The sequence below is a fragment of the Sphaerisporangium sp. NPDC051011 genome (assembly GCF_040653595.1).
In the GTDB taxonomy this organism is placed as follows: Bacteria; Actinomycetota; Actinomycetes; order Streptosporangiales; family Streptosporangiaceae; genus Sphaerisporangium.
On the sequence record NZ_JBFAGG010000029.1, the window covers coordinates 14,709 to 36,148 of the forward strand.

Below are 21,440 nucleotides of genomic sequence, written 5' to 3' on the forward strand. Positions count from 1 at the left end.
GACAAACATTTTGTTGATTGTGCATCATGAGTCACATGCAACGCAAGCAGGACATCGCTCACAGCGCGCGCGCCGACCACGTGCAGGCCCAGTGTGAGCGGGACGCGCGTGAGCGTCTTCTGGACCTGGGCGCGGATGCGCTCGACGCCCGTCCGTGGCGACCCCCGCCCGTCCCGCCGTCGGCGGTCGACCTTGTGCAGTTCGCCGTCTGGCGCAACGCCGACCTGGACCCGGAGGACATCCTGAGCGCGCTCGCCCTCCTGCCCGCCGCACGAGCCGAGGTCGAAGGACTCGAATCCGCCCTGTTGTTCATCGCCCGGAGCGCAGGTCTGACCTGGGCGCAGATGGCGCACGTGATGGGGTTCAACTCCCCGCAGGCGTGCCAGCAGCACTACACCCGCCTGGCGGCACGACAGGACGCCGGCTCGTGACGCGCGACTCTCCGCCCGGCCTCCTGGTCCTGCACGCCGTGCGCATCACCGGGTTCGCGGACACCCCGGTGATCGCTCATCGGTACGGGCTCGACACGGCCGAGACGAAAGAGCTGCTGCTCGACGCCGAGGCACTCGGCTGGGTAGAGCACGCCGCCTTCGCCGGCACCGGAGGCTGGTCGCTGACCGAACGAGGCCGAGCCGAGAACGAGCGCGAGCTCGCGGCAGAGCTCGCACGCGTCGGCGGCGCCGGCGAGGTCCGCGACGTCTACCGCGAGTTCCTCCCGCTGAACGCCCTCCTGCTGCGAGCCTGCACCGACTGGCAACTCCGACCCACCGCCGACGATCGGCTCGCCGTCAACGACCACTCCGATCACGCCTGGGACGCCCGAGTCCTCTCCGAGCTCGCCGGCATCGACCGCGCGCTCACGCCACTCGCAGACCGGCTCGGGAGCATCCTCACACGGTTCCGCGGATACGACATACGATTCACCACAGCCCTAGCGCGCGCCCGAGCCGGGGAGGGCACCTGGGTCGACCGCACCGACGTCGACTCCTGCCACCGTGTCTGGTTCGAGCTCCACGAAGACCTCATCGCCACGCTCGGCCTCGACCGGCACGCGGAACCCTGACCCACGCTCCGCCGCCCCGTATCCACGACGACCCTCCAGTCACCTGCCAGGTGCACCACGGCCGGACTCGTCATCTCGCAGGCGGCGCTGTCGGCGACGATCTCTGACCCGTTCATGAGGCGCCGGTGTCCCACAGGTCGGTGCTGTGGGACCGGACGAGGGCGTTGACGCGGGTCAGAGCGTCGGCGGCGGGCAGGGAGTCCAGGCGGCGGCCGTCGCGCAGGCGCAGGGCCACCTCGCCGCCGACGGCCTCCTTGGCGCCGATCACCGCCTGGTAGGGGACGAGACGGGACTCCCGGACGCGGGCCCCCAGGCTCCCCCGCTCCGGACCGGTGATCTCGGCCCGCAGCCCCAGCTCGGCGCACCGCCGCGCGAACTCCGCCGCGTCCGGCAGCTCGTCGCCGGTGATCGGGAGGATCACCATCTGGGTCGGGGCGAGCCAGGCGGGGAAGGCGCCGCCATGCCGCTCGATGAGGTGCGCGACGGCACGCTCGACGCTGCCGACGATGCTGCGGTGCACCATGACCGGCCGGTGCCGGGCGCCGTCCGCGCCGATGTAGTGCAGGTCGAACCGCGCGGGCTGGTGGAAGTCGACCTGGACGGTGGACAGGGTCGACTCCCGTCCGGCGCCGTCGGCGACCTGGACGTCGATCTTCGGACCGTAGAACGCGGCCTCCCCCTCGGCCGCCTCGTAGGGCAGGCCCGAGTGGTCCAGGACCTCGGTCAGCAGGACGGTGGCGCGTTCCCACATCTCGGGCGCGGCGACGTACTTGCCTCCCGGCCCCGGCAGGGAGAGCCGGTAGCGCGCGGCGTCGATGCCGAGCGCCCCGTACGCGCGGCGGATCATCTCCAGGGCCGCCCCCGCCTCGTCGGCCACCTGGTCCAGGGTGCAGAAGATGTGCGCGTCGTTGAGCTGGATGGCGCGGACGCGGGTCAGCCCGCCGAGCACGCCCGACAGCTCCGAGCGATACATGCCGCCCAGCTCCGCCATGCGCAGCGGCAGCTCACGGTAGCTGTGGGACCGCGAGCGGTAGATCACCGCGTGGTGGGGGCACAGGCTCGGCCGCAGGACGACCTGTTCCGACCCGAGGTCCATCGGCGGGAACATGTCGTCGCTGTAGTGGGACCAGTGCCCGGAGATTTCGTACAGCTCCCGTTTGCCGAGCACCGGCGAGTACACGTGCCGGTAGCCGGCCCGCCGCTCGGCGTCGCGGATGTACTCCTCCAGGGTGTGCCGCACGATCGCCCCGTCGGGCAGCCAGTAGGGCAGGCCCGCGCCGATCAGCGGGTCGGTGTCGAACAGGCCCAGCTCGCGGCCGAGCTTGCGATGGTCGTGCATGGTGGTCTCCTCGCGGGTGCGCCGGGCGAGTGACCACAAGCCGAAGCCCCGGGGCACTCGCCCCGGGGCTTCGGACTCAAGACTCTGTCAGCGCGCCGGGACAACCTCCGGCGTCGTCGTCATGGCAGCGCGCTTCATGCCGCCAACGGTAGCAGAGCCGCCCGCCGGCCACGCGGCGCTTTCCTCGCGATTCTATTAGCGCTGTTATATTAGTGCTGTGGCATCTTTGGACCCGACCGCGTCGCCAGGACGGTGGGACGCGCTTCACGCCCTGCTCGCCGCCCTGGACGCCCAGATCGAGACCGTGTACGCCGAGCGGGGCATCGAAGGGGTGCGTCCCCGTTTCGCCTATCCCTTGATCCGCCTCGCCCACACCGGACCGCTGACGATCCGCGAGCTCGCGGAGTCCCTGGGCCGCTCCCACTCCGCGATGAGCCAGACGATCACGGCGATGCGCCGCGAAGGGCTGGTCGACTCCGAGCCCGGCGCCGACGCCCGTACACGCCGGATCACCCTGACCGGCCGGAGTCGCGCCCTCATCCCCTTCCTCGAGGCCGAGTGGCGCGCGACCGAGGCGGCCGTCGACGAACTCGACGAGGAGGTGCCGCACGCGCTCAGCGCCGTCGTCGCCGAGCTGACCCGCGCCCTGGAGCGGCGTCCCATGCGCGACCGCATCCTCGCCCACCTCGTCGAGCCCGGCTCCGAGCCCGACGTGGAGCCCGGCTCCGGGTCGGCGGGGACGTCCGCCTCCGCGCCGATCGAGCCGTCGTCGTGAGCTGGCGCGAGCGGCTGATCGACCTGCGCCCCTTCCGGACGAGCCGGGCGTTCCGCGACCTGTGGATCGGCTCCTCCCTGGCCTCGATCGGCGGGCAGATCGCCACGGTCGCCGTCCTGCTGCAGGTCTGGGAGCTGACCCGCAGCCCGGTGTGGACCGGCGCCATCGGCCTCGCGACGGCCGTGCCCATGCTGGTGTTCGGGCTGGCCGGCGGGGCGCTGGCCGACGTCGTCGATCGCAGGACCGTCGTCCGGGCCACCACGGCGGGCCACGTCCTCATGGCCGCGGGCCTGGTCGCGCAGGCCGCCGCGGGCAACCGTTCCGTTCTTCTCCTGTTCGTCCTGGTCGCGGCGCAGTCCGCGTGCGCGGCGCTCGGAGCCCCGGCCCGGAGCACGTTCGCCGTACGGCTGTTGCCCGCCGACCAGGTCACCGCCGGGCTCGCCCTGCACAACATCGCCTTCCAGACCTCCATGCTCGTCGGGCCCGCCCTCGCCGGCATCGTGCTCGGTCGGTGGAGCCATTCCGCCGCGTACGCGATCCAGGCCCTCGCCGACGTCGCTTCGCTGATCGCCGTGATCCGCCTGCCGTCGATGCCCGCCCTGCGTTCCGGCGACGACCGGCGGCCCGGCCGCGAGCGGCCCGAGGACCAGCCCGAGCGGCCCGGGGGCGGACGACCTGAGGACGACGCACCCGCGGACGGCCGGCCTGAGGACGGCACGCGCCGGCGTCGCGGCCCCGCCCCGGGCGGATGGGGCATCATCTTCCGGCGTCCCGTGCTGTGGGGCGCCTTCGCGACCGACCTCGCCGCGACCGTCCTGGCCATGCCGGTCGCGCTGTTCCCGCTGGTCAACGAGGTCCGCTTCGGGGGCGCTCCCCAGACGCTCGGGCTGTTCCTGTCCTCCATCGCGGTCGGCGGGCTCGCCGCCGGTCTGCTGTCCGGGACGGTCACCCGCCTGCGCCGCAGCGGCCTCGTCCAGCTCGTCGCCGCCACCACGTGGGGACTGGCCCTGGCCGGGTTCGGGCTGGCCGGGCCGCTGTGGCTCGCGCTCGGCTGCCTCGCCCTCGCCGGCGCCGCCGACACCATCTCCGTGGTCACCCGAGGCGGCATGGTGCAGCTCGAGACGCCCGACCGTTACCGCGGGCGCGTCTCCTCGGTCGAGCACATCATCGGCCTGGCCGGGCCGGAGATCGGCAACTTCCGCGGAGGCCTTCTCGCCTCCCTCACCTCGGCCCCCGTGGCGCTGCTGATCGGGGGCCTTTCGGCCGCGTTCACCGTCCTCGCCGTCGGCCTGGTCAACCGCCCTCTACGCGACCACCGCGTCCCCTCGCCGCCACACGAAGCCGCCGCCGCAGACCCCACTCGCCTCGCGGGCGAACCCGAATGAAGCTCTGCGCCGATCCATCCCGTGGTGCTCTTCCGCCGTCTTCCGGTCGTCGTTCGGAGGCTAACCCTCCTCGCAGGCCGACCCTGGCGCCAGAGCACCACGGCAGATCTCCAGCCTTCCGATGGTCAATCGCTACTGGCCGTTCCCATCCTCCTCACGGGCCTTTTCGGGTGCTCAGGCGAAATCAGTTGGCGGGCTTGCCGAACCAGAGGGAGAGGTGGTCGTCCAGGTCCTGCTGATCGTCGCCGATCCAGGCGACGTGGCCGTCGGGGCGTAGCAGGACGCACGGAACATCCAGTTCCGCAGTGGGATCCGCGAGGTAGTCGACCCGGTCTGACCAGCCGCCGGTGGTCAGGCGTTCGGTGCGGTCCAGCAGCAGGCCGCGGCCGCGATGCAGCAGACCGTAGAGGTGGCCCTGTTTCACGTCGATGTCACGCAGGCGGCGGCCGAGCAGGTCGGGGCCTTCGCCGAAGTCGTAGCGGATGCCGATCGCGGTGATCTTCTCGATCAGATGGCGGTTCACCTCGTCGAAGTCCATCAGTTCGGTGAGCAGCCTGCGCACGGCCCGCGGGCCCGGTTCGGTGGACAGCAGTTCCATCTGGGCGCGGGTGTTGTCCAGCACGTCCTCGGCGACCGGATGACGTTCGGCCTGGTAGGTGTCCAGCAGTGTTTCCGGCGCCCAGCCGCGGATGTGTGCGGCCAGTTTCCAGCCGAGGTTGAATGCGTCCTGAACGCCCAGGTTGAGGCCCTGTCCGCCGGTGGGTGGATGGATGTGTGCCGCATCGCCGGCCAGCAGCACCCGCCCGACCCGATAACGTTCGGCCAGCCGGGTGGCATCCCCGAAGCGGGACATCCAGCGCGGGGAGTGCACGCCGAAATCGGTTCCGGCGATGGTGCGCAACTGTTGTTTGAAATCCTCGAGGGTGGGCGGTTCCGCGCGGTCGCTGACTCCCGCGGCGGGGACGACGACGCTGTAGACCCCTTCGCCGAAGGGCCGGAGCCAGAATCGCTGATGGGTCTCGCTGACTTCGGTCACCTTGGCGGCGATCTCCTCCTGCGGCACGCCCACTTCCATCTCGCCCATCAGCGTCTCGGTCCGTGAGGGCTCGCCGGGGAAGCCGACGCCGAGCAGTTTGCGCACCGTACTGCGCCCGCCGTCACAGCCGACGAGGTAGCGCGAACGCAGCTGTTCCCCGTCGGCCAGCTCGACGGTCACACCCTCGTCGTCCTGCTCGAAACCGGCCACCGCGCAACCGCGCCGGACCTGCGCACCCAGTTCGATCGCATGTTCTTCGAGCAGGCGTTCGATGACCGGCTGCGGGATGCCCAGCAGATAGGCGTGCGCGGAATCCAGGCCCTGGGGCGCGGGTTTGGTGATGGCGGCGAAGAATCCGCCGGCCGGACGCCGTCTTCCATGCTGGAGAATGCGATCCAGTAGTCCGCGCATTGCCATCAGCTCGAGACTGCGAATATGCAGACCGACTATGCGGACGAACGACTTGGGCTCGGTTTCCTTCTCCAGAACGAGTACCCGCACATCGTGCAGCCGCAGTTCGGCGGCCAGCATCGCACCGGTCGGCCCGCACCCGGCAATGATCACGTCGAACATGAGGGGCGTGCGATCGGCGCCGGAGGCCGGTGACCGGAGTCCGGGGACGTCGCCCATGGTGAAGTCGCGCTCGGCCGTATCGTTCGACGACGGCTCGGCGGTGACCTGCGGAGAGTGCATAGGTGTTGCCTTTCGGGAGTGCCTTGTTGGCGAGGCGCTCCCGGCGACACCTACGTCAATCGCCGGCCGTGACGGGAAGGGGGAGCACCCACATCGATACAGCGTTCATGGGTCTCACCTCCTCGGGCGGTGTCACGGTCAACTGCAAGCTACAAGCCCGAGCATCACCCCGTCCAGTCCTTTCCCAGCCACGTGATCACGACTCCGAACGGGCCCGTGCGGTTGCAGGGTGAATCCGGCATGGCGGCCCGGCCGGTCCCGGTCACGGTCGACGGTCTGATCCTTGCTGCCCCCGAGGCGGCTCCGGCCAGGTTCCCGCCCAGGTCAGCTGTCCGCCGTGGCCGGCCGTACCGGTGCGAAGGTCGCCTGACCGGCGCGGCGGAAGCACCAGAGGCGACGGCCGAGTGCGACCGCCCCGAGCACGCAGCAGGTGAGGCAGAAGAGCGCCAGCAGCGGCAGCAGCCAGGCGGTGACGATCCAGTACTGGAAGTTGAACGCCCCCCAGATCGGCGTCGGCAGCACCACGCCCAGCACCGCCACCAGGGCAAGGGGCACGAGCCGCAGAACCAGCCTCGGCCGGCGCGCCGCGCGGCGTCGCGAGGCCCAGCGGCGCGCTCGGACGGCCGCGGTGACCAGCAGTGCGGCCATCCCCACCGTGAGCCCGAGCAGGACCGCGTTCACGACGGTGAGCGGGTTGCTCATCGGCGTTGCCGGTGCCCCGATCCGTTCGGCGAGAAGGTTGGTCGAGAGCAGGCTGGGATCGCCGCCGCTGTTGGTGAGGACGAGGGCGGCCACACCGGTCTTGGGCGAGAAGACCATGTCCCCGGTCCACGTCGCCAGTGTTCCGCCGTGGCCGATCACCGACGGCGGGGCGTCTGCCGCGACGGGGCGGGACCGCCAGCCGAGGGCGTAGTCGCCGGCCTTCGGCTGGACGGTGTGCAACTCGGCCAGGGAGCCGGCACTCAGCAGGTCCGCCCCGAAGGTTCCCTGGTTGAACCGCAGCCAGCGCACCATGTCGTCCAGGGTCGAGATCACCCCGCCGTTGCCGACGCAGAATCCCGGCATCTCCGGTGCCGCGACGGCAACCCCGAGAACGACCTCGTACCCGGACGGCAGGCCCTCGGCACGATCGGAACACCCCAGCGTCGAACTGGTGCCGGTCATGCCCAGCGGCGTGAACAGCTCGGTGTGGAGGAAGGCGTCGAAGGACTTCCCCGACACCACTTCGACGATCCTCGCCGCGATCGAGTAGTTGGTGTTGTGGTACTCCGAACGGGTGCCCGGATCGGCGGCCAGGGTCTTGTCGGCCAGCCCGGCCACGATTTCCTGCGCGCTGCGCGGAGGCGGGAACACATACTCGTTGTTCGTGCTGTTCGACAGCCCCGAGGTGTGGCTGAGGACCTGGCGCACGGTGATCCCGGTGAAGCGCGGATCGGCCATCCTGAAGTCGGGCAGGACCTTGATGACCGGGTCGTCCAGGGAGACGCGGTCACGGTCGACCAGCAGCATGATCGCCGCAGCCGTCATCGACTTGCTCATCGACGCGATCCGGAACCGAGTCCGCGCCGTCACCGCGTTGCCGTCCCCGTCCCGGCCGCGGACGATCGTCTCGACCGACGACCCGTCGATCACGGCCGCCGCGACACCCGGCGTACCGTAGACGGAGATGTAGTCGTCGACCAGTCGTTCGCCGGTGGCATGGGCCGGTGCCGTCCAGCCGAGCAGCACGGCGACGAGCACACCGCCGAGGACGAGGAGGGAGGTCACACGAGGAAAGCGCAGACGTAGGAAATGCACGACGTCGAACCTAGGCCGGGCGTCACCGGCCGACATCACCCCAAGGGGTGAGACGGCACCACCCGGCAGGATGGAATCTCAGTCAGGCAGATCGTTGCGACCCACAAGCCCGTTCTCGTACGCGTGGATCACCGCGTGCACGCGGTCGCGCAGGTTCAGTTTCTGCAGGATGGCCCGGACGTGCGACTTCACCGTGTTCTCGCTCAGCACCAGTTCCGCGCAGATCTCGCTGTTGGACCTGCCGCGGGCGAGCAAGCCGAAGATCTCGACCTCGCGTGGGGTGAGGCCGTCCAGGGCTGCCGTCCTCCGCATCGGCACCTGCCGTACGAGATCGAGGATCGTCGCGGCCACCCCCGGGGCCAGCGCCGACGTCCCGGAGGCGACGTCACACACGGCCTGGGCCAGGGCGGCGGGCCGGACGTCCTTGGTCAGGTAGCCGCTCGCGCCGGCCCGGATGGCAGCCACGACCAGTTCGTCATCATCGAACGTCGTCAGCATGAGCACCCGGGTCGCCGGTGCGATCCTGACGATCTCCGCCGTGGCGGCGACCCCGTCCATGCGCGGCATGCGGATGTCCATCAGTACCACGTCGAGGCGGTGCCGCCGGACGACCTCGATCGCGTCGCTGCCGTTCGCGACGTCATGGGTGACCTCGATGCGTTCGTCGGCAGACAGCACCGTACGGAGCGAGGCCCGCAGCAACTCCTGATCATCGACGAGCATGACATGAATCCCGGTCATGGGAGCTCCTTCGTGGGGAGCCGCGCCCGCAGCACCCACCCGTCGTCCCCGTCGTCGATAGACAGGGTGCCGCCTGCGGTACGCACACGTTCTTCGATCCCTATCAAGCCGGTCCCCTGGCTGCCGACATCGCGAAGCGCCTTGCCGCCGTCGTCGCGCACCTCCACCACCACATCGGCCGGGGTCCAGCGCAGGCGAACGGTCACCTCGACCGGTGGTTCGAGGTGACGCAGCGCGTTGGTGATGCCCTCCTGCGCGGTCCGGACCGCCGCGACCTCGGCACTCAGGCTCAGTGGCCGTCGCTCACCCACCTCCGCGAACGTCACCGCATGGAGCGGGCTCGCCGCCGAGGCCACGAGGTCAGGGAGGGCATCGAGCGAGATCGGGACCTCTCTGGGCCGGGAATCGGCGCGCGGCGCCACGGTGGCCGGGCCCAAGGTGGCCAGCATCGCTCGCAGACCTTGGTGGGCGTCCCGGCCGGCCTCGGCGATGTCGCCGAGTTCGCGGCGGGTCGCCGGATCCGCCGTCGTCACCGCCGCGGCCTCGATCCGCGCGACCATGACGGTGACCGTGTGGGCGATCACGTCGTGCAGGTCGCGGCGGATGCTGGCCCGTTCGTCCGCGACCGCCGCGGCCAGTCGTTCGCTCTCGGCTCGTCGGCCGGCCTCGTGCCTGCGACGTACCAGCAGGGCCGCAAGCCACACACCGCCGACCACGAGCATCAGCAGCCCGCCCTCGACCAGGCGGGTCCATCCAGGGATGTCAGAGGGCAGCCGGGCCCACGCCACCAACTCGGTGAGGACGATCCCGAGCGCGGCGACGGCCAACGCGACCACCGAGGACCTGACCGAGACCAGGCTGGTCAGCCGCCACAACGTGAGGGGGAAGCACACAGCCGAGGGCAGCATGCTCGGTGACCAACCCAGGAAGGGCGTCATCACCTGGACGAGCATTGCCAGCGCGCCGATCGCGTACCCCACCCACGGCCGTCGATGGGCCACCACCGCTCCCACATGGAGCAGGACGGCAGCACCCGCCGCGGCGAAGATCTGCCACAGGTCCGCGCCGAGGTGCCAGACGCCCGCCAGGATGATCACCGTCAGGAGAGCCAGGACCACGTGCACCACCACCGTCGTCACCGGCCATGTGCTCCGGCGCTGGGAGGCTGTCACGGTCGTCGCCTTCCGGTGGGCTCGTGGTGGGGAGCCGTGCCTGGCTCGACGTGCCACAGGATAGCCAGCAACGGGCAGGCCGATTCTGGCGCCCAGCCACGAACCCGCCGGCGAAGCCAGTGGTTGACGCGCCGTCACTCCGGTAGCGGCACAATCTCCATGTGATCTCCGCCGAAGCGGCAGTGGCCGCCGCCGTGTCGATCGCCGTTCGCCACGGCGTGCGCGTCACCGAGCCCGTGATCCTGAAGGACTCGTTCAACCTGCGGGTGCACCTCCGGCCCGCCCCGATCGTGGCGCGCGTCCCGACCGTCACCGCGCTCGGCCGCCTGCGCCCCGTTGAGGCGCTGGCCCGCGAGGTCGCCGTCGTCTCCTACCTCGCGAGCAGGGGCGCGCCGGTCGTCCCGCCGAGCGACCTGCTGCCCCCTGGGCCCTTCGAACGGGACGGATACGCCGTCTCCTTCTGGTCGTACGCGGAGCACGACCCGGGCGCGCGCCCGGACGCCGCCGTGGCGGGTCGCCTTCTCGCCGAGTTGCACGACGCTCTGCGCGGGTATCCGGGCGGACTGCCGTACCTCGGCCCGGCGCTGGACGAGACCGCCCACCTGCTCGACCGGCTGGGCCCGATGCCCGGAGCCGGCGCCGAGACCCTGGCCGAGCTGCGCGACGACCTCGGCCGGGTGACCGCCGAGCTGAGCGCGATGGACGGTCCCACCCAGGCGCTGCACGGCGACGCGCACCCGGGCAACCTGCTCGCCACGCCCGCCGGGTGGCGCTGGATCGACTTCGAGGAGACCTGCGCCGGGTCGGCGGGCTGGGACCTGGCCTGCCTGCGCGGCACGAGGCGGCTCGACGGGCGCGCGGCACTGCGGGCGTACGGCGCGGACCCCGACGGCGCGGAGCTGCGGCCGTTCCTGCGGGCGCGCCGCCTTCAGGGAGCGCTGTGGATGCTCGCCAAGGCGCGCGGCTTCCCAGGCGAGGCCGCCCAGGCCGGGGCCGCTCTCGACCGGTGGCGCCAGGGGATGAAGGGCTGACCTGGACGGCTCGACGGTCGCCCTGGTGCAAGGATGGCCTCGTACGGCGGTGGCATAGCCTGGGCGTGAGAACGGGTGCCCGCGCTCGTCTTCGAGCGGCATCGCCTGGCACCCGGCGCTCGTGGATCGGATCGGATCATGACCGCTTTGGCGATCCAGATGTCTCACCGGCAAGATCGCACCGTTCTCGCCCTGGCCGGGGACCTGGACGTGGCCTCGTGCCCTCACCTGGACGACGCCGTGGAGGCGGCGCTGTGCGTCGGCTGCCGGCATCTGGTGGTGGACGCCGCCGGACTTCGCTTCTGCGATTCCCACGGCCTGGAGGCGCTGCTGCACGCTGTTGATGCGTTAGGCCAGGTCCATGGAACCGTGGCGCTGGTCAACGTCCATGGTCTGCTGCGCCGTGTCCTGGACATCACCCAGACGGCCGCCTACTTCGCCGCTGTGACCGATGCCCCGGTCTCGTGCGAGGCGCGCCCACCGTGGCGGGCGCCTTGATTCAGCACAGATAATTTATTCAATTCAGAACCGATAATTTGCATTCGATCATGAGGCAGCGCGGTGCTGGTCTTTCGACCGGTCCGTTTCTTCGGGCCGCTTCCCTCACCCGGCGCGGCACGTTCACGGCACCGGGCGCTCCGCAGGTCCCGTGTGTGACCGCAGTGTCCTCTAGTGCTCGATCAGGGACGGCACGCCGTAGCACCGGCGGGGACGGGCCCCCTCGGGCACCCGTCTCCGCCGGGTCACCTCCTACTATCGGGCGGCCTGGTTGGCGCCGTTGTTCAGCCATGCGTGCACGGCCCCCGAGCGCGGGTCGACGATCAGGTAGTCGTCAAGGCCGTCGCCGGAGAGGTCGGCCAGGTGGATCTCGGCGTCGAAACCGACGGCCACCCGTAGGCGACCTTCTTCGCCGCGTCCCATCGGTTCGCGAAACCGGCCAGGTTCTTCCAGCCGGTCAGCTTGTTGTTCTGGGTGGGGTCACGGAGGATGTAGTCCGCGCGGCCGTCGCAGGAGATGATGTGGGCGAACATCGTCTTCTCGCTGGCGCTCGCCTGCGACGGATCGGCGATCTGGGTCTTGGGTCCCCATCCGCCGCCTCCAGGAGCGTTCGTGCCGTGGTTGCGCCACGCGTAGGCCTTGTGGCCCACCACGGCGAGGTAGCCGTCGGCGCCGTCACCGTCGATGTCGGCGAACTGGACCTCGCCTTCGCTCGTGCTGCCGGTGGCGATCGTGCCCACTGACTTCCAGGCCCAGCCCCCGCCCTGGAGGGGGCTTGCGCCGTCGTTGCGCCAGGCCCGCACCTTGCCGGCATCGGACACGACAAGGTAGTCGTCGTCGTCGCCGTCACCGTCGTAGTCGGCGAAGGTCACCCGTTCCGACGAGAACATTTCGACGCCGTCGGCGATCATGCCGAGCTTGTGCCAGCCGCTGCCGCCCACCGAGGCGACCTTGTCGTTGCGCCACGCGGTGACGACGCCACCCGGGCTGACGACGAGGTAGTCGGCGTCTTTGTCGCCGTCGATGTCGGCGAACTCCACTCTCCCGGCGGAGTTGAGGTCGCTGACGTACTTGACCTGCGGGCCCCAACTGCCGCCCGTGGTGACGTCGTTGTTCCGCCAGAGACTGACGTCGCCGTTGTCGCCGACCACCAGGTAGTCGGCGTCCCGGTCGGCGTCGACGTCGGCGAAGCGCACCTTCGAGCCGGGGTTACCAGTCCCCTCGGCCATCTGGCCCACACCGCGGCGGCGGCCGAGACCAGCGTCAGGGCCAAGGCCAGACTGACCGGCATCAGCCGTACCCGGCGAGCAGCTCGCTGCCGCCGCCAGCGAGCCGTGGACGAGACGCGGGCCGACCTCAAGCGATAGGGGAACAGTCGCGGCATAAGCCACGATGTCCCACTCTCAGCCCGCGCGGGACAAGATTCTGTCCCATTACCGGCCGGTAGCAGAGTGAAGGCCTCGGCCAAGTGCAGCGCGGCGGTCGGCGCGGCCTTGGCTCGTCGCTGACCTGGGCCACCAGGGTGCAGGCCACCGCGCCAGCAGCCAGGAGGCCGGTCAGTCCACGCGCTCGCCGTCGCTCAGGCGCAGAGGTTGATGTACCAGACCGCATCCCAGTTCGTGATGAACTGGCGTCCGACCGACAGATACCTGAGGTGCTCGTGCCGGGATCCGAGGAGCTGTACGCGGACGGTCTGGTGATTGTAGTAGGCCGTTGTCCCAAGCCAGTTTGACAACGAGTATTCCTGGCATCGGTAGAACTGGAATAGCTCGTAGGTATCACCACTTCCACCAGCTCTAACCCAGGTGCAGAACCTTCCGGCCGCACATGCGTTGACCCAGTCGGTGGCTTGCTGTTGGGTCCAGCCGTACTTCGTGAGCCAGTGCTCAGGGCTCGGGCTGACCGAAGGCCACGGAAATGCCGCTTGCGCTGGCGTCGGGGCAGCTGCGAGCAAGCCGCTCAAGGCAAGAGCAGTGGCGAGTGACACGAGCACGCGGCGCGCAACCTTCATGCGTCTCCTTTGTTCGGTGTCATTGCTCTTGATATTCCGAACACAGCGTAACGAAGGTGTTCGAGCTTGATCACTGTCGAAAAGGTAAGAGATACTCCGGCGGGCCCGCTCCACGATGTCCGGCCACTGGGCCATGCGGTACATGTACCCCTCGGCCGCTTCACGCCTCGGCGGAGGCCGCGCATAACCATGCGGGACCGGTCCCGGCGCGGGCACTGGAACTGACCCGAGCGACCAGGGGGCCTGAGTTGCGCCGAGAGGTGTTGGTAACTGGTGGTCTAGCACTTACCGTGTGGTCATGACCAACAGCAAAGCGCACTGAAACTCCTTGCACGCTGTTCGGGGATGGGTGCCGCCCCGTTTGATGACACGTCTAACACTGAATTCGTGCACCACTTGAAAGGAGGAGAGGGTGTCCGGCAAGTGGGCATCCCTCGACGTGAATGGATCCCAATTGGGTCGGCGCCATCGCTGGGATCATCGGGGCCGTGCTGACGCTACCGGCTGGATACATAGCTTGGAAGGCATGGGTGCAAGATCTAAGACCCCAGAAGCCGTCCCAGCAAGAGGCCGCCCCAGGAAGCCGGTGCTGGTCAGCTCTGCGGCGCCATGGTCGCCGGGGCCGCGCCCGTCGACCAGGTGGCGATCATCGGCGAGTCGACGCCCACAACAGCGCGCCGCCGCCGAGGCCGAGGCCGCGCGCGAGCGCATGGCCGCCGAGCTGCAGGCGCTGCACCAGGCGGGCCGCGACCGGCACGGTGAGATCGCTCTTGCCTCTCCCAAGTGCTCTGCGTCCCGGCACTGCCGGGGGTTCAGATCTGCCGGGCGTGTCCACCCGGACCACGGCGTCGACGGCGGCCCGGCCTTGACTGCGTGGCGGGGAGACCGCCGGCGACTTCAGGCGGGTGTGGCTGGGTGCGGCGGCGGTGGGCGCGGCCGGTGATCAGGGCGGTGGCCAGGTTGAGGGTGGCGACCGCCAGAGGGATCAGCTGGGGCAGCAGGTCCATCGCGTGCTCCTTGAGAAGGGGTCTGCGGCCGCCGTGGTCGCGGCCTCGCCCGTCAAGGGCATCCCGCCGGGGAGGGGTTCGGCATCACGTGCGAACCGATCCGGACGAACCGCACCCCTGGCCAGTGAGGGATCGGGCAGGCTGGGAGGCAATGATGAGCAGGCGAACGACCCGGGTTGGGGGCGGGTTCGGCACCGTTCGCCGCGTGTTCGGCGCATCGGCCTGGCCGGGCGGGACGGCCCGAGCACCGCGCCGACGGCGCGGTTTTCGAGCCGACCGGCAGGGGGAAGGGGAGTGGGTTGTGAGCGGTCAGGTGCCTGATCCCGGCCAGGTGCACACCATCCCGGAACTGATCGCCGCGCTGCAGGTCCTGCGTGCCGGCCGCTCCTACGAGCAGCTCAATGCAGCGACCAGGCAGAGTCCTCGGGATGAGGGCACGCTGCCGAAGTCGACCGTGTCGGATTTGCTGCGTGAGGGCCGCCCCAGCGTGGAGACGCTGGAGGTGTTCCTGCGGGCCTGCCAGGTGCCTCGCGGACAGTGGCAGGCCTGGCAGCAGGCCCGCGAGCGTGCGCTGAGCTCCACCGATACGGATGTGCCGGGGCTGGTGCGGGTGGCGGCGGCCCGGCCGCGGCACCTGGGGGTGCACGCGGCGATCGAGGTCCCTGGCGCGACCGGGGAACTGCCTGCCTATGTGGAGCGGGATACCGACACCGCGCCAGGCGGGGTGCGGCAGGTGATCGGCGCGGCGGCCGAAAGCGGACAGGGCGCCCTGGTGGTGCTGGTGTGCGACTCCTCGTCCGGCAAGACCCGCTACGCCGTTGAGGCCATCCGCGCGCTGGTGCCCACCTGGTGGCTGCTGCACCCCGACCCCGATGACCTTGGCCGGCTGCGCGGCATCGCGGCCGATCCGCCAGGGCGGCTGGTGGTGTGGCTGGATGAACTGCAGCGCTACCTGGGCGGCCCGGAAGGCTTGCGGGCCGGTACCGTGCGCGCTCTGCTGGAGGCCGGCGCGGTGCTGGTGGCCACCCTGTGGTCCGAGCGCCATCGCGCCTACACCGCCGTCCCGCACGATGGGAGCCCGGACTCGCATACGGCCGAACGCGAACTGCTTCGCCTGGCCAAGGTGATCATCATCGGCGAGGACTTCAGCCCGGCTGAACGTCGGCGCGCCGAGCAGGCGGCGCGGGCAGGGGACGCGCGCCGGTCAGGGCGGTCACCGGCCGTCCCCTTGACGCACTTGCCACCGGCGGCGACCAGTTCAGTCTCGGCCTGTTCGGCCCGCTGGCGCAGCTCCTCCCGGGATCCTGCAGCACGGCGATCCGGGCCTCGAAGGACTCCCGCTCACGCTCGGTCTGTGCTGGTCATCGGTGACCGTCCGAACGGGAGCCCAAGCGTTCGGACGGTCACCGATGACCAGGTGTGGCCGGACAATCAGGCGATTACTTCGTCTTGCCCGCTCGGTCCTAGACCAGTGATGGATAGCAGAGTGGGCATGTCGCGGACGACGATGCGTCGGTAACCAGTGCCGATGATCCCTTCACGTCGTAGCTGGCTCAGCTCCTTATGCGCGCTTGCCTCCCTAGCGCCCACCAGCGCCGCCAGCTCCGGCTGGGTGAGCGCTACGCCGATCATGATGCCTTCACTGACTTGCTGCCCGTATGAGCTTGCAAGCTCGACGAGAACGCGTGCTAGCCGGGTCCGGACAGGGTAGTTCGTCACCTCGATGCGACGCCGGGTCATTGCCCTGAGCTTTCCGGCGACGGCGCGATGGACGGCCAGTGATAGGCCCGGGTCCTCACTGAGGAGCTCGATGAAGGTGGACTGGGACAGTCTCCGTACTAACGTCGGGCCGGCCGCTGTGACCGTGGATGACCGTGGCTGGCCATCCAGACTGGAGATCTCGCCCACCAGGTCGCCCCCCACGCGTATCCCGAGCAAGACTATTTGGCCGTCCTCGGTGTCGGCGGTGACCTTTACGCATCCTTCAAGCAGCACGTAGACCCCGGTGGCGTGGTCTCCCTCCCAGATCAGAGTCTCACCGGTGGTGAACTGGCGTAGTACTCCCTCGGTGAGAAGCCGCTGTCTGGAAACCTCGTTGAGACTGGCGAGCAGCGTGCCCGATGGCCATCTGTCAGCTCTGACAGGGAGTTTTCTTGCCTTGGGCTGGGCGAGATCCCCGACCGTCGCGGTGCTGCGGTCCTCAGCGAGCGGGATGGGGCCATGAGTATCCACCGCCGGCGCCGTGTAACGTCCCGCCATGCTCAGCTCATCCGCCGTGCAACGCGTACAGAACTGCCGGGAAGGCGATGATAAGGCTGGCTATCGCGGCGAGTACGCCCGCCAGCCGTGAGTGCGAAGTACCTAGCGTGCGTACCACGTAGCCGATGAGGACGAATAAGGCCAAAGTCACCAGGACTCCGGCCATGGTCATCATCGAGGAAGCCTGTTGCATCGAAGCGTCTCCTTGCCGACCTCGTGGCTGGGATGTGGGCTTGCTCCGCAACCGGCACGCTCAGAGACGAAGGGTGAAGGCCCTGAACGGGCTTCAGTGGAAGCTTCGATCCCCGCGCTGGCCGACAGCCGAGTTGATCGGGACGGTAGCTCACGCGGATGCTTTGGAAGAAGGGTGAGAGGCCCATCTATAACCAAATGGTTAGGGGCATGACGAAAGGACGGCCCTTCGGGCTTCCACCTCCGAAAGGGACCGTCTTTCGTCTAGCGCCACATCCCAGCCAGAGACATAGACGCCCGAGAAGGACATTAGCTCAGCGGAACGCTGGTAGAACCCATTGCAGTATGGGATTCCCCGCGATCCTTTGCACAGCTCACCCCCGGATGCCAAGTCCACGAACCCCCAGCTCAACGGCAACCTACATCCCCCCGGTGCCACCGCGCGGCGGCGATGACGCGGCCAGGGCCCCTCGTGCGCGCCCGTCACCGGGCCCGCCCGCAGGGTGCGAGGGAGGTCGTCGCCGGGCGGCCATGGCCTGGTTGCCAGGGCATCAGGCGCCGCCGCCGAGGATGGCGGCCATGCGGTAGGCGGCGTGGCCGTCGAGTTTGCGGCGGCCGCGGTTGTAGCGCTGGGTGGTGACCGGGGAGGCGGGCCCGAGTCGGACATCATCGCGTCGGTCATGGACCCCATCTCCGCGAGCATGAGCTTCTTGCCCGCGCTCTGGTAGCGCTTGACCAGCGCGCGTAGGGCCCGGTATACGGGCAGCCATGTGATCAGTGTCAATCCGGCGTACACGGGCCAGAGGTGCAGCGTGTGCACGGTGGTGGATCGGAGGTCCCGCGAGAGCCAAGCGGTCTTCCGGTGTACCTCGTGCGACCACACCGAGCATGCTGATGTGAACGCCGCCAAGAACATCCTCACCGCCGGGAGGGCGGAGCACGCACAGCCCAGGCCGGGTGTGCGGGTTGGGGCGCGCAAACCACGCAACCGTGTGGGCCGGAAGGCGAACCGCCAAGCAACAGCGTCTGGAGCCACCGCGAAGACGGCGCCCCGGACGGCTGGAATCCCCCGACTTCTTTAGTCGTGGGGAGCGCTTCAACTATGACGCGGTGGCCGCTCAGCTCAGGATCACGCTGATCCGCTCGGCCATCCGGGGGTCTGCCGCACGGTCCCTCGCCCATACGCTTGACGGTGTGAGGGACGGCGAGGCGGAGCGGCGCGACGTGCCGCCGGCCCCCGGTGTTGTTGCCCTCTCGCACGATCCCGTGCGGAAGTGGAGATGGCAGGACACGCTGCTGCCCACGCTCCTCGCCGTCACGCAGGTGCTCGTATCGGCATCGCCGGACGTGTCCGCGGCGGTCGCTCAGGTGCTCGCCCCGGACTTCTCCGGGGTCACCCACGGCACCGCGCGGATCGTGCTCGTGACGCTGAGCACCACCCTTGCCTGCGTAGCGCTCGTCCTGCGGCGCGTCGCGCCCGAGTGGGCACTCGGCGGCATCCTCGCGGCGGCCCTGCTCGGCATCGGCACGGGCGGCACCGCCGTGGTATGGCCACTCGCGGTGACCCTGGCGCTCTACTCCCTGGCCGTTCACCGTACGGCAGGGGTCGCCGCCGCCGGAGCCACGGCGACCTCGCTGGTGGCCGCCGTGGTCGCCACAGCCGCCGACGCAGCCCTGAGGACCGTCGCGGGGATCACGCTGCTGGTGGCCGGCGCCGCCGCGATGCTCTGGGTGGCGGGCAGGTCGAGGCGGCGCAGGCGGGCGGGCCGGTCGGCGGTCGCCGCCTATCACGCGAGGGCCTCATCGATACCGCGTTTCGCGGCGGACGCCGAACGGGAACGGCTCGCCGCGGAGTTGCACGACGTGGCGGCGCACCGGCTCACCGGGATCGTCGTGTCCGCGGCCGCCGCGACCCGCCTCGGGGACCCACGGCTCGCCGCTGAGGCCATTGGTCACGCCGCCGACGCCGGACGCCAGGCCCTGACCGAACTGGACCGCCTCGTCGCCTCGCCCGGTCCCATGCCCCCGAAGAACACCAAGCCCCCGAACCAGACCACCGGCCTGAACCACACCGCGACGCTGAACCACACCGAGCATCCGAGCCGGTTCACGAGCTCGAACCGCACCGCGCCCCTGAACGACACCCCGGTCTTGGCGGACATCGACGTGCTGGTCGCCCGACACGGGCGCCTCGACTACCTGCGCACGGCCGTGGCCGCCCCTCCAGAGGTCGGCGCCGTCGCCTACAGGGTGGTGCGCGAGGCACTGACGAACGCGATGCGATACGCCTCGGGCGCGTCACGGGTCCGCGTCGAGAGCACCCACGGAGGGCTTGTCGTCACCGTGACCGACCGAGGCGGTACGGCCGCCGCACCCGGCCTCGGCACGGGAAACGGACTGGCCGGGCTGTGCTCAGCGGTGTCACGCCTCGGCGGGTCCTTCACAGCGGGCCCGGCGAAGCACGGCTGGGAAGTACGAGCCCACCTGCCCTACGACCCCATCGCCTCCTCCCCCCGCTCGGCACCGCCTCCACGCCGGGAGCACTGGCGGGGGGCGGCGGCGCTCGACGCCGCGCTGGTCGTACTCGCCATCGCGCTGTCCCTCGGCGCGGGGCTTGCGCCGGGTGACGATCCCGATGCCTTCGCCTCGCCGCTACCGGGCCTGCTGCTGGCAACGCTGTTCGCGCTGCACGCTCTCCCCCTGTGGTGGCGGAGGAACGCGGCGCGTCGCGGCCTGACCGTCACGCTCGCCACCCTCGTGGTCTGGCTCGGCCTCGACCTGGCCGGCTGGCCCGGACCTCGTATCAGCGACACCTTCCTGTGGTCCTGGTGGGTGGAATTGGCGCTGCTCTACGCGATCGGCGTCCACCGTACGGGCGCTCGGGGCTGGCCGGCGCCCCTCGCCGTCGCGGGCGTCGGCGGGCTTGTGCTCGCCGCCGGAGACGGCATCCACGGCAACCGTCCAGCGGTATGGGCGGTCCTCACCACCGCACTGGCGATCCCCTGCGTCGCCGTGTGGGCGCTCGGCATGTACGTCGCCGCGCGGCGACGACGGCGCGGCGCGGCCACCGCACAGGGTCGCGACCTGCTCGACCGTGACGCCGCCTCAGCGGCATCGGCCGAGCGCGGGCGGATCGCCGACGGGTTGCGCCGCACGGCACGGCGGCACGCCCAGAACGTGATCGAGGAGGCCGACGCGGGCCGCCTCGACTCCGTGCTGGCCGAGGCCAGGGCAGGTCTGGCCGCGCTGCGGAAGCTCCTGGCGGAACTGCGTAGTGTGGACGACGGTGACGACCCGCCTCCCACCGTGGACGGCATCGCCGCCCTGGCGGCCCGGCGGGGTGCCGTGGCCCGTTATGTCGGTACGCGCAGCCCGCTACCGCCTGCAGTCGAGGTCGCCGCCTATCAGGTCGCCGGTGAACTGCTCGCGAGCGGAGACACCCTCACGGTGACCTTTCCCGGCGAAGGCGTCACACTGTCGTCAGGTCCCATGTCCGTCGACCCCTCCCTGGAGCGGCGACTGCGCGTCCTGCTCGACGCCTGCGACGGTAGGCTCATGACCGACCACGACGGCACGATACGGGTATGGCTGCCAGAGACATTCGTCCCGTGACCCCGAGGGCAGCCGTGGTGCAGTGACCGCCGGAGGTGTCCCTGTCGTGACCAAGGTGCAGGTTAGGGTGCCCGACTCGTGATCCGTGTGTTGATCGCCGACGATCAGGCTGTGGTGCGCGCGGGGATCTCGGCCATCGTGGACGCGGAGCCCGACCTTGAAGTCGTGGGCCAGGCGGCGGACGGTGAGGCCGCCGTCGCCCTCGCCACCTCACTCCGTCCCGACGTCGTCCTCATGGACATCCGTATGCCGGGCGTCACCGGGCTGGTCGCGACCACCAGGATCAGCGCCGCGATCCCGTCGGTCCGCGTCGTCGTCCTGACGACCTTCGATCTCGACGAGTATGTGTTCGCGGCCCTGCGCGCCGGTGCCGCCGGGTTCCTGCTCAAGGACGCCGACCCCGAGCGGGTGATCGACGCGGTCCGGCTCGTCGCGCGGGGCGACGCTCTGCTGGACCCCTCCGTGACCCGCCGCCTGATCGACCACTTCGCCACCGGACCCGGGCCGGCCGACACCGACCGGCTGGCCGTGCTCACCCCCCGCGAGGCGCAGGTGCTCCGGCAGGTAGCACGCGGCCTGACGAACGCCGAGGTCGCCGCCGTGCTCGGCATCAGCCCCGCGACCGTGAAGGACCATGTCGCGGCGGTTCTCGGGAAGCTCGGCGTACGGGATCGAGTGCAGGCGACGATCGTCGCCTACGAGACCGGCCTCGTCCGTCCCGGCGTCCCCTGACACGACCAGCGACCGGCACGAGATCACCCACCTCTGCCCTACCAGCGCGAGCCGCCGCCCGGGGTCACCGGGTGGGCGTCCGCCGTGGAGCGGGGTG

At 70.2% G+C, this 21,440-nt stretch carries 20 protein-coding genes; 10 read left to right on the top strand and 10 right to left on the bottom strand.

Features of this window, described 5'->3' with window-relative positions; all coding sequences use genetic code 11:
• Positions 1-35: 35 nt before the first annotated feature.
• Both AB0H21_RS39185 and AB0H21_RS39190 read left to right on the top strand, forming a co-directional pair.
• A complete protein-coding gene (locus AB0H21_RS39185) occupies positions 36-431 on the top strand; it encodes a DNA-binding protein (RefSeq protein WP_358526867.1) in 396 nt (131 codons plus the stop codon).
• Complete coding sequence (locus tag AB0H21_RS39190; protein WP_358526869.1) at positions 428-1,063, top strand: transcriptional regulator; 636 nt, start codon at positions 428-430, stop codon at positions 1,061-1,063. The genes AB0H21_RS39185 and AB0H21_RS39190 overlap by 4 nt, the downstream gene beginning before the upstream one ends.
• Positions 1,064-1,175: 112 nt before the next feature.
• Here AB0H21_RS39190 and thrS read toward each other — a convergent pair whose 3' ends face one another.
• Complete coding sequence (thrS, locus tag AB0H21_RS39195; protein WP_358526870.1) at positions 1,176-2,459, bottom strand: threonine--tRNA ligase; 1,284 nt, start codon at positions 2,457-2,459, stop codon at positions 1,176-1,178.
• A 160-nt stretch (positions 2,460-2,619) separates the two neighbouring features.
• On the opposite strand from thrS, the gene AB0H21_RS39200 reads away from it, so the two are divergent.
• Both AB0H21_RS39200 and AB0H21_RS39205 read left to right on the top strand, forming a co-directional pair.
• Positions 2,620-3,177 (top strand): MarR family transcriptional regulator, encoded by a 558-nt coding sequence (locus tag AB0H21_RS39200; RefSeq protein WP_358526872.1) that lies wholly within the window; start codon positions 2,620-2,622, stop codon positions 3,175-3,177.
• Positions 3,174-4,562, top strand: coding sequence for an MFS transporter (locus AB0H21_RS39205; protein ID WP_358526874.1), 1,389 nt, complete (start codon positions 3,174-3,176; stop codon positions 4,560-4,562). Before AB0H21_RS39200 ends, AB0H21_RS39205 begins: the two co-directional genes overlap by 4 nt.
• 184 nt (positions 4,563-4,746) lie before the next feature.
• On the opposite strand, the gene rox is transcribed toward AB0H21_RS39205, so the two are convergent.
• From rox to AB0H21_RS39225, 4 genes are all read right to left on the bottom strand, one after another.
• Complete coding sequence (gene rox, locus AB0H21_RS39210) at positions 4,747-6,171, bottom strand: rifampin monooxygenase (protein ID WP_358526927.1); 1,425 nt, start codon at positions 6,169-6,171, stop codon at positions 4,747-4,749.
• 444 nt (positions 6,172-6,615) lie between these two features.
• Complete coding sequence (locus AB0H21_RS39215) at positions 6,616-8,058, bottom strand: serine hydrolase domain-containing protein (RefSeq protein ID WP_358526876.1); 1,443 nt, start codon at positions 8,056-8,058, stop codon at positions 6,616-6,618.
• Between the two features lie 108 nt (positions 8,059-8,166).
• Positions 8,167-8,829: a response regulator transcription factor gene (locus AB0H21_RS39220; RefSeq protein WP_358526878.1), complete on the bottom strand. Its 663-nt coding sequence runs from the start codon at positions 8,827-8,829 to the stop codon at positions 8,167-8,169.
• Positions 8,826-10,001: a histidine kinase gene (locus AB0H21_RS39225; RefSeq protein WP_358526879.1), complete on the bottom strand. Its 1,176-nt coding sequence runs from the start codon at positions 9,999-10,001 to the stop codon at positions 8,826-8,828. The genes AB0H21_RS39220 and AB0H21_RS39225 overlap by 4 nt, the downstream gene beginning before the upstream one ends.
• 161 nt (positions 10,002-10,162) lie before the next feature.
• On the opposite strand from AB0H21_RS39225, the gene AB0H21_RS39230 reads away from it, so the two are divergent.
• Positions 10,163-11,032: an aminoglycoside phosphotransferase family protein gene (locus tag AB0H21_RS39230; RefSeq protein WP_358526881.1), complete on the top strand. Its 870-nt coding sequence runs from the start codon at positions 10,163-10,165 to the stop codon at positions 11,030-11,032.
• Between the two features lie 138 nt (positions 11,033-11,170).
• The gene (locus AB0H21_RS39235; RefSeq protein WP_358526883.1) at positions 11,171-11,530 is read left to right on the top strand and encodes an STAS domain-containing protein; all 360 of its coding nucleotides are present in this window, start codon (positions 11,171-11,173) and stop codon (positions 11,528-11,530) included.
• Positions 11,531-11,853: 323 nt separating this feature from the next.
• On the opposite strand, the gene AB0H21_RS39240 is transcribed toward AB0H21_RS39235, so the two are convergent.
• The 3 genes from AB0H21_RS39240 to AB0H21_RS39250 all read right to left on the bottom strand — a co-directional run bounded on the left by AB0H21_RS39240 (position 11,854) and on the right by AB0H21_RS39250 (position 14,548).
• Positions 11,854-12,759: a VCBS repeat-containing protein gene (locus AB0H21_RS39240; protein ID WP_358526884.1), complete on the bottom strand. Its 906-nt coding sequence runs from the start codon at positions 12,757-12,759 to the stop codon at positions 11,854-11,856.
• A 350-nt stretch (positions 12,760-13,109) separates the two neighbouring features.
• Positions 13,110-13,541 (bottom strand): hypothetical protein, encoded by a 432-nt coding sequence (locus AB0H21_RS39245; RefSeq protein WP_358526886.1) that lies wholly within the window; start codon positions 13,539-13,541, stop codon positions 13,110-13,112.
• Positions 13,542-14,353: 812 nt separating this feature from the next.
• Entirely contained in the window at positions 14,354-14,548 is a 195-nt protein-coding gene (locus tag AB0H21_RS39250) for a hypothetical protein (RefSeq protein WP_358526887.1), read from the bottom strand.
• Between the two features lie 301 nt (positions 14,549-14,849).
• Between AB0H21_RS39250 and AB0H21_RS39255 the strand changes: the two genes are divergently transcribed.
• Positions 14,850-16,067, top strand: a complete 1,218-nt coding sequence (locus AB0H21_RS39255) for a hypothetical protein (RefSeq protein WP_358526889.1) — start codon at positions 14,850-14,852, stop codon at positions 16,065-16,067.
• Here the strand turns inward: AB0H21_RS39255 and AB0H21_RS39260 are convergent.
• Together AB0H21_RS39260 and AB0H21_RS39265 are read right to left on the bottom strand one after the other, a co-directional pair.
• Entirely contained in the window at positions 15,980-16,807 is an 828-nt protein-coding gene (locus tag AB0H21_RS39260; protein ID WP_358526891.1) for a Crp/Fnr family transcriptional regulator, read from the bottom strand. The genes AB0H21_RS39255 and AB0H21_RS39260 overlap by 88 nt on opposite strands.
• A 7-nt stretch (positions 16,808-16,814) precedes the next feature.
• A complete protein-coding gene (locus AB0H21_RS39265) occupies positions 16,815-17,000 on the bottom strand; it encodes a hypothetical protein (protein ID WP_358526892.1) in 186 nt (61 codons plus the stop codon).
• 730 nt (positions 17,001-17,730) lie between these two features.
• On the opposite strand from AB0H21_RS39265, the gene AB0H21_RS39270 reads away from it, so the two are divergent.
• From AB0H21_RS39270 to AB0H21_RS39280, 3 genes are all read left to right on the top strand, one after another.
• Positions 17,731-18,081, top strand: coding sequence for a zinc ribbon domain-containing protein (locus AB0H21_RS39270; protein WP_358526894.1), 351 nt, complete (start codon positions 17,731-17,733; stop codon positions 18,079-18,081).
• Positions 18,082-18,193: 112 nt separating this feature from the next.
• Positions 18,194-20,611: a histidine kinase gene (locus AB0H21_RS39275; protein WP_358526896.1), complete on the top strand. Its 2,418-nt coding sequence runs from the start codon at positions 18,194-18,196 to the stop codon at positions 20,609-20,611.
• Positions 20,612-20,689: 78 nt separating this feature from the next.
• Positions 20,690-21,343, top strand: a complete 654-nt coding sequence (locus AB0H21_RS39280) for a response regulator transcription factor (protein ID WP_358526897.1) — start codon at positions 20,690-20,692, stop codon at positions 21,341-21,343.
• Positions 21,344-21,440: the final 97 nt, after the last annotated feature.

Coding starts and splice junctions, on each gene's coding strand:
- AB0H21_RS39240 (WP_358526884.1), bottom strand. CDS start 12,759: ATGGCCGAGGGGACTGGTAACCCCGGCTCGAAGGTGCGCTTCGCCGAC.
- AB0H21_RS39250 (WP_358526887.1), bottom strand. CDS start 14,548: ATGGACCTGCTGCCCCAGCTGATCCCTCTGGCGGTCGCCACCCTCAAC.
- AB0H21_RS39245 (WP_358526886.1), bottom strand. CDS start 13,541: ATGAAGGTTGCGCGCCGCGTGCTCGTGTCACTCGCCACTGCTCTTGCC.
- AB0H21_RS39265 (WP_358526892.1), bottom strand. CDS start 17,000: ATGCAACAGGCTTCCTCGATGATGACCATGGCCGGAGTCCTGGTGACT.
- AB0H21_RS39260 (WP_358526891.1), bottom strand. CDS start 16,807: ATGGCGGGACGTTACACGGCGCCGGCGGTGGATACTCATGGCCCCATC.
- rox (WP_358526927.1), bottom strand. CDS start 6,171: ATGTTCGACGTGATCATTGCCGGGTGCGGGCCGACCGGTGCGATGCTG.
- AB0H21_RS39235 (WP_358526883.1), top strand. CDS start 11,171: ATGACCGCTTTGGCGATCCAGATGTCTCACCGGCAAGATCGCACCGTT.
- AB0H21_RS39220 (WP_358526878.1), bottom strand. CDS start 8,829: ATGACCGGGATTCATGTCATGCTCGTCGATGATCAGGAGTTGCTGCGG.
- AB0H21_RS39185 (WP_358526867.1), top strand. CDS start 36: ATGCAACGCAAGCAGGACATCGCTCACAGCGCGCGCGCCGACCACGTG.